Below are 6,000 nucleotides of genomic sequence, written 5' to 3'. Positions count from 1 at the left end.
CCAACCCGTAGCCTGAAGTCAAATATGACGACTCCACGAAACTCGGGGTACATCAGAAACAACACGGCGGCGTTTGTTGCCGGTGCTGCGTGGGCCGACCGGCGATGTTCGGGCTCGGTGGTGCGCGTTGTGAGGCTCGTTTTTGGTTGTCTTTGAATTTTGTTGTGTCAGTACGTTTCAGTATTCGTTTGGTGTGGAGTGGGTTTCATTGGTAGTGCACTATAGGGGGGCGGAATTACTTTGTCGCCGAACGCAGTTGCTGCACTAGATCGCCCGTGAGCAGGTGATGACATCCGTAGGAGCGCCGCCCCAGGGTGGGCGGGAGATATACGTAATCGCCAGGAGCCGTAGTTGATGCGGACCAGCGAGGCGAGATTTCGGACACTGCACGGTAACTTCGTCGGCATGTATCGCGCCGATCTGGTCGATGTTCTCCGCACTGCACTTTCGAGAGTCGGTGACTGTGCGACTGAGCTCTGCAGTGACCGGGCTTGAGTGTGGTGGTGCGATTCGATGTCGTAATCGGACCGAAGAGTTCGATCTTATCGTCGGCGCCGACGGAATCGACAGCATCGCGCGACAGTATTCCCTGAGTAGCCAGTGACGCAGCCTCGGGGGGTCGCGGATGGAGGTAGATCGTTGATGTCGTCGATATTCCCGAGGTTGGTGGGATTCTCGGCACAGGAAAGAACCCGTCGTTCCTTTGGGGGAATGGAAGGCTATCCATTTTCGCCGCGACCCGACTGTCGGCAGGAACAGCGGTCCCGAAATTGGATGAATTTCTGGACTGGCAAGCTCCTGTCCCTCAACCAATCTCGGCAGTTGCACAAGATGAAGATTCTTCGGCACGACGTTTGGGCCGCATCTCGGTCGAGGTGCATGTCAGGCATCTCGGAATGCTGTGGCGCTCGGCGCCCACGCCTACGATGTGGCGACTTACAACTGCCTACGCACCATCGTCGTTTCGGTTGTGTGGTTGCCGTCTGGGGTTGTGGCCCAGGTGATTACTTGGGGAGCGGACACTGCTTTGAGTCCTTCGGCGCCGAATTCCAGGCCGTAGCCAGATTTTTTGATGCCACCGAAGGGGATCATCGGGTGTACGCCGCCGTGGGAGTTGATCCAGACGGTTCCGGCTTCGAGGCGACTTGCCACGTTGCGGGCGTGTTCGTGGTCGCTGCTCCACACGGATGCGCCGAGGCCGAAACTAAGTCCGTTGGCCATGGCGATGGCGTCGTCGAGGTTCTCGTAACGGATGATCGGCAGGGCGGGGCCGAATTGCTCGTCGGTGACCAAGGGGTTGTCGTTGTCGATGTCGGCTACGAGTGTGGTGGGGTAGAAGTTGCCCGCGGCGGTGGGGTCGGGGTCCCCGCCGAGCACGATGGTGGCGCCGGATTCTCGTGCGGCGTCGACGAGGTGTGAAACTTTGTCGTACTGCGCTCGGTTCTGGAGTGGCCCGAGTATGTTGTGTTCTTCGAGGCCGCGGCCCATCGGCATCGTGCGTGCTACCTCGACCAAGGCGGTGCAGACCGCCTCGTAGATGTCTGTGTGGACGTACAGACGTTTGAGTGCGGCGCATGTTTGTCCGGTGTTGATGAAGGCTCCCCAGAAGAGGTCTGTTGCGATTGCGGCAGGGTCGACGTCGGGGAGCACGATACCGGCGTCGTTGCCGCCCAGTTCGAGGGTGAGCCGTTTGACCGTGTCGGCGGACGTCTTGATGATGTTCTGTCCGGTGGTGGTGGAGCCGGTGAACATGAGTTTGGCGATGTCTGGATGGCTGGACAGTCGAGCTCCGAGTGCGCCTTCTCCGGCGACCGAGGTCACGACGTTCGAGGGAAGGACACCGTTGACGACGTTGATCAGGGCGCTCACGCTCAGCGGTGTGTACTCGGATGGTTTGACCACCACCGTGTTTCCCATCCGCAAAGCTGGCGCGATCTGCCAGGTGGTGATCATCATCGGCCAATTCCACGGGCCGATAGCACCGACCACCCCGAGGGGCTTGTAGTGCAGTTCGGCGTGGGTCTTCTCGTCGGAGTAGACGGTTTCGACGGGGAGCTCGGTCGCTGCTGTGGCACGGAGCCAGGCACTGCAGGCGCCGACCTCGAAGCGGGCATTGGGGCCGTTGAGTGGTTTTCCTTGTTCGCGAGAGAGGATTTCCGCGAGGGGTTCGGCGGCGGCGTCGATCGCGTCGGCAGCGTGCAGGAGCAGCGTTCTGCGTTCGTCATCGGTTGTGGCGGCCCACGCCGGTTGTGCTCGCCGCGCATCATCGATGACCGCGTCGAGTTCGTCGACCGTGCGGAACCGGATTCGTCCTACCCGTTCACCGGTCGCAGGATCGACGATGTCCTGACCGTGCGTATCGGAGCTGGCGGTGAGCAGATCGTCGTAGGTGATCGTCATGATGTACTCGTTTCGAGTCGGTCTCGTGAAAGATGCCGGCGGAGAGGATAATTCTTCGACGTTGGACGGGTTGATGCGAGGGGCGGGTGTCAGACGAGTTCGGCTTCGAAGTCGATGGATGGACGAAACACTGCCCAGCTGAATCCGAGAACCGCGAATGCCGGAATCAGAAGCAGCAGCCATTGCGCTGTCCCGCCTTGGCCGCCGAGCAGAACGCCGTAGTTGGTCAAGGCCAGATAGATCACTACTGCGAATCCTGTTGCCGCGCAACCCGGTGCGATTCTGGTTTTCCAGATGTTCGTTTCCACCTTCGTGCGCGCAAAGAAGGCGACGACGGAAATCGCCGCAAACGTCAAGATGGCGATCAGTGCGACGGTACCCAGTGAGAGCAGCCAGCTGAATGTGACGGTGATCGGATCCGCCCCGGCAAGGACGAAAGCGATCAGGACCAGCGCCAGTGTCACTCCGACACATGCTGCTGCAACTGCGGGTGTCGATGTCTTCGGATTGGCGATGCCCAGTCGATTCGGGAGCGCTCCTGCTCGTCCGAGTGCGTACAGGTAGCGGGCGAACATATTCTGGAAGCCGATGAGCATCGCGAGGAAACTGGTGACGACCAGTACTTCCATGGTGGTGCTCAGCCACGGCCCGACTTCGGTGGTGGCCACGGCGAAGATGAACCCGGCAGGGTCCTCGGTGGCCGCGGACTGGACGTTGGTGTTGCCGACCGAGTTTCCTACCGCCCACGTGGTCAATGCGTAGAAGATTCCGATGAAGCCGATGGAGCCGTACACCGCACGAGGGATGGTGCGGTGGCGATCTTTTGCCTCTTCGGAGAAGACGACGGTGGCTTCGAACCCGGTGAAGCAGGTGATGCAGAACAGGAAAGCTATTCCGATGCCGGGTCCGACGAGGTTCGACGGGTCGAACGCGGCGAGGGAATTTCCTGAAGCACCTCCGCTGGCGATGATTGCGACGTCGAGAATGACGAACGCGGCGATTTCCAGTGCGACGAGGACTCCGAGAACTTTGAGGCTGACGTCGACACCGATGATCGTCAGTGCGGTGACGATGGCCAGCGCGCCGAACATCAGGACCCAGGTGGGGATGTCGATTCCGAGCTTGTCCGATATGAGCTGGTTTCCGAAGACCGAGAATTGCGACCACAGCGCCGCCTGGAGTGCTGTGTACGCCAGAACCGCCACCCCTGCCGCTGCTGTGGCGACCTTCGCGCCGAGGCCTCGCGCGATGTAGGCGACGAATCCGCCGGCGTTGCTGATGTGCCGGCTCATTGCCACGTATCCGACGGAGAAGACCGCGAACAGCAGTGCCGCAAGCAGATACACCAGAGGCGCTGTGGCTCCGTTCGCCGAGAACACCACCGGCGATGCCCCGATGACGGCGGCCATCGGGGCGACGGCGGCGATGACGAAGAACATGATCGCGGCGACTCCCAGGCGCCCCGGGCGCAGTCCCGCAGGGGCAGGGGAGTCGAGGCCGCCTACATCGTGAGGAATGCTGGCGGGGGGCGGAGCACTGGACATGGCTTCTTCCTGGGAAGTGGGGAGCAAGTACCGATTTCAGTGCTCGCCGGGGGACGGATCACGCTTCAGAGGGATGCGGCGGGCCCCGGGCACACGCGGGAGACTCCGGGTACTCGTTCGAACTCGTGGGCATGTGAGCCCATCGTGATGTTGACCAATTCGCCGGACAGCTGATCGATGCCGAACTGGATTCCGACGGTGCGCATCGCGTTCAAATCGAGCAGCACCATGCCTTCGACGCCGACATTTTTCTCCAGCCACGAGAAGAGGTACGTGTTCTCGCGAAGCTTCCAATAGGTGCAGCTGTCGGTGTCGCCGAAGCCCAGTTCCGCTCCTCCAAGGCACAGCCACGTGAACATGTTCTCGTTGAGGTAGAGGTGGTCGTAGACGTCGTCGCTGCTGTAGGCGTAGCGGATGCGGCGGCCGATCAATTCGTCGGTCGTCGGATGCGCCGCGGACGCGGGTGCGCCCGAGCCGTCGATCTGGCCCTGGAACCAGCGTTGCCGCGCAAGGTGCGGATGGGGCGGCAATCCCAGCTCGCCGATAGCCCCGGTGACTTGACCACTGGTGATGTCCACGGCGGCACTGAGCACCACAGGATGGTCGGCGTCGGATTGGCGGAAGTGCAGATAGAACAGGCCGGGCTGCATCTCGAAGAGCTCGTACGCGTCCTCGCCGGACCGCACTGCGCCTTCGGCGGCGATCTGCCAGCTCACGGTCGTCGCGGAGAACGTGAGAGTCCACCGGGCATCGTCTTCGGAGTCGATGTAGCTGCCGTCGACGACGAGCTGTTCACCGACGAGGGCTTCGCTGTACGCCGGACGATATTCGTCGAACCCGTCGGCCATTTCGCTGAGCGGAGCCCAGTCGTCCTTGTTCCAACTGAATGTCGGTGCAGAGCTGGTCATCGTTGTTTCTCTTTTCCGGTGTTCGTCATGTCGTGGGAGGGTCTGTGATGGACCGCCCCGAAACTAGTCAAATGGTCAATTGTGACTGGTGACACAAGGATGCACGAACTGCCGTTCATAATCAAGGCATTGATCAAAATTCGTGGAAGGCAGGGCGACGTTCCGGGCGGTGGGCGCGGCGGCCAGGCTTTCGTGCGCCGCGTGAACGGGCGCAGGAGCAGGGAGCAGAGCAGGGGGCGAGTTTGTGATCGGCGCCGTCCAGGCTGCGGAACTGCGCTCGCCGCAGCAGGGGCTGCGCCGGCGGCGGACGGAACCAAGACTTGGTCGCAGGGCCGGGTTCTCGGTGTTCGTCGTCCTGCGATGGCGACGTTCGAGAAAGGTCACACTCCGCCTCCGCCGGTATGCGCCTGCGCGAGATGGCAGTTGACGCGCCCCGTGGATTCGAGTGGGATCACGCGGCGGAGGGAATCTCTCAGTGTTGGGGGCGCTGCCCCAGACTCTCGAGTGTGTCGAGTGGGGCAGCCGTGCGCCTTGGCTCAGCGGCGTTTGATGCTCGCGCGGGCAGCATTGCCCAACGCGATCTTCTCCAGAAGGCCGATGAGAACCAGCTGTTCGGGCTCGCTGAGGGTGTTGGTCCATTCCTGCTCGAGCCGGTTGTGCCTGGTGTAGGTCTGCACGATGGCGTCGTGGCCGGCGTCGGTGAGTTCGATTTCGACTGCACGTCGATCGGCTGGCGACGGGGTGCGCGTCACCAATCCGTCACGTTCGAGGGTTTTCACCAGCGCTGATACTGCTGATCGGCTCATGCCGGAAAGGCTGGCCACGGTTTTCGATTCGCTGGGTCCGGCGAGCCAGAGTACGAACAGGATCCGAAAGCCTGCCCAGCTCCAACCGCTGGGGCGGTGCACGGTGGCTTCGAGGTCGTAGACGAGGGAGCTGGTGACCCGGTGCAGGGCGAGGACCAGGCGCATCGACAACGGGTCGATTTCGGCGAGTTCGGCGGTGGCCTTGGCGACCGCGAATTCGACGAAGGTCAGAAAGTCCAGCTCGGAGACAGCGTCGACGTCTGCTGTTGCCGTGGCAGTTTCGTGCTCTGTCATGCCGCTGAGCGTAGCCGCCAAGCCGCCGACATTGATGAAAGCTTTGAC

Annotated in this window: 4 protein-coding genes; all 4 read right to left on the bottom strand. The window is 61.8% G+C overall.

The window, feature by feature from the left end:
- Positions 1 to 936: 936 nt before the first annotated feature.
- Positions 937 to 2,400 (bottom strand): aldehyde dehydrogenase family protein, encoded by a 1,464-nt coding sequence (locus QMA15_RS30545; protein ID WP_290288397.1) that lies wholly within the window; start codon positions 2,398 to 2,400, stop codon positions 937 to 939.
- 89 nt (positions 2,401 to 2,489) lie between these two features.
- Positions 2,490 to 3,944 carry an APC family permease gene (locus QMA15_RS30540; RefSeq protein WP_290288393.1) on the bottom strand — a complete coding sequence of 485 codons (1,455 nt, stop codon included), beginning with the start codon at positions 3,942 to 3,944 and terminating at the stop codon, positions 2,490 to 2,492.
- A 65-nt stretch (positions 3,945 to 4,009) separates the two neighbouring features.
- On the bottom strand, positions 4,010 to 4,852 hold the full coding sequence (locus tag QMA15_RS30535) for a MoaF C-terminal domain-containing protein (protein WP_290288391.1): 843 nt from the start codon (positions 4,850 to 4,852) through the stop codon (positions 4,010 to 4,012).
- 536 nt (positions 4,853 to 5,388) lie between these two features.
- Positions 5,389 to 5,952, bottom strand: coding sequence for a MarR family transcriptional regulator (locus QMA15_RS30530; RefSeq protein WP_290288389.1), 564 nt, complete (start codon positions 5,950 to 5,952; stop codon positions 5,389 to 5,391).
- Positions 5,953 to 6,000 lie beyond the last annotated feature (48 nt).

Origin of the sequence: Rhodococcus sp. APC 3903, assembly GCF_030407755.1 — a bacterium.
GTDB classification, from domain to species: Bacteria; Actinomycetota; Actinomycetes; order Mycobacteriales; family Mycobacteriaceae; genus Rhodococcus_F; species Rhodococcus_F erythropolis.
Note: the sequence above shows the minus strand (reverse complement) of the source record. Positions and strands in the feature narration are given on the sequence as shown.